General features: G+C 61.0%; 1 protein-coding gene. It reads right to left on the bottom strand.

From position 1 onward, the window contains the following. Positions 1-177 precede the first annotated feature (177 nt). Positions 178-1,671 (bottom strand): DcaP family trimeric outer membrane transporter, encoded by a 1,494-nt coding sequence (locus P4L78_RS22740; protein WP_309330963.1) that lies wholly within the window; start codon positions 1,669-1,671, stop codon positions 178-180. Positions 1,672-1,819: the final 148 nt, after the last annotated feature.

Below are 1,819 nucleotides of genomic sequence, written 5' to 3' on the forward strand. Positions count from 1 at the left end.
CGTGATGTTTGGGTATGTCGTCGAATGTCGATGCCATGGTTGCCGGATCCCTTCCCGTTGGCAACGGCGCCTGCGCGTTGCCGGTATGCAGGAGGCGGCCCGATGGCCGGAACCGCCTCCCCCCTTTTTTATGTTTTTATTGAGCCACGCAGCCGAATAGACCGCGCCGATCATGCATCAGAAGCTATATTTTGCAGCAAAGTCCAGACGATCGACATGGCCGTTCAGCGTGTTCACCAGTTCGCGGTTGCCGTGACGATATTCGACGCCCAGATCGACATTGGTGACCGGGGAATAGAACAGGTTGCCCGCAGCGCTCCAGGCTTCGCGGTTATAGGCGCCAATGCCCTCCGCACTGCGATCGAGGCCATCGGCATAAGACACTCTCTGATAGCTGCCGATCACGTTGACGCGCCATTGGGAATTGAGCGCAATATGGCCCGCGCCATAGATGCCGAGATTGCGCACCGAGGCCAGCAATCCGTTTGACTGAAGCACCGCGTCGGGGCTGAAGTTCAGACCCATGTAGCGGCCGATCCCTTCGCCATACGTCGCCTGGAAACGCAGATCGCTGCTGTGGCTTTCGTTAAGGAACAGTTTGCCCGAAGCGCTGACGCCCCAACCGAGGCGCGAATCGGTGATATGGGCAGCGCCGCCCTTGGCATTGTCGATCCGCAATTGCCGCCAGAGCGTCGCCAGATCGAGAAAGCCGAACTTGCCGGTATATTCCAGCCGCGCGGTGGCGTCGGGGGCATGGTCTTCACCATTTTCGATGAGCGCCGCAGAGCCTGACGTGGACGAAGCGGTTTCCGGATTTTCGACCGCCATGATCAGCTTCAGATCCTTTTGCAACGGCAGCGCATAGCGCACCATCGGCTGGCGGATGAAGATCAGACCGTCGATGCCCCCGACATAGTCGGTGCTTTCCGGAAGAACCGCGACGTTTTCAAAGTTGGTGAAATCCTGACCAAAGGTCCAGCGATCGAACTGAATGAACGCGCGCCGCATGGCCAGGTCATAGGCGTTGGTCGTGCGTTGCGTGCCCTGGCCCAGCGCCATCGGCGTGCCGGGCGCGGCCTGAAAGTCGAATTCGATATAGGCCTTGAGCGCATGGTTGCCGACTTTGGTATTGGCATCGACCCAAAAGCGGGTCTGTTTCGCGCTGAAATCGGTCACGCGGGTCGGCGAAGTCGGGCTGGCTGGATTGAACACCGGCACCGACTGCGGCAAGTAAAGATCGCGGCCGAGCGTGTTGGTCGGAACATCTCCGCCGCTGTAACGCGCACTGCTGGCGAGCAGCTTGACATAGCCCGACAGCGAAACGGTGGAATTGCCCGAATGGAAGCCCAGCTTGGGCGTGGCGTCGGTCAGCGCGGCGATCTTGCGCTCGGCATCGGCCGCTTTCGCATCGGCGGCTTGCGCAGTTTGCGTCGCGGCAATCGCCTCGGCATGGGCGGCGGCGGCATCTTGGCTGACGGCGGCCACGGCAACCGGCGTGGCGGCGGCCTGGGTCGTATCGGCGTGTGCGGTCTTCAGCGCGTCGCGCAAGTCCGTCACTTCCTGTTCCAGCTTTTTCAGACGCGCTTCGAGCTCTGCCTCGTGGCTGCTGCCCTTCTTGTGCGCCGGGCTGGCCATTGCTACCGCAGGCACCACCATTGCGGTGGCGACCATGAGCGCAGCCGCGCGCCGCGCAAACGAATTATTCATCGCTATCCTCTCCCTGGTGCCAGCTTCTGCCGATGCACTGGCGCTACTGTCTCTGCACACCAACCAGGCAACCAGCGAGATATTGGTCTTAGATCTACGACTAACGTCTGGA

The organism is Silvimonas sp. (assembly GCF_031291215.1).
GTDB lineage: Bacteria > Pseudomonadota > Gammaproteobacteria > Burkholderiales > Chitinibacteraceae > Silvimonas > Silvimonas soli.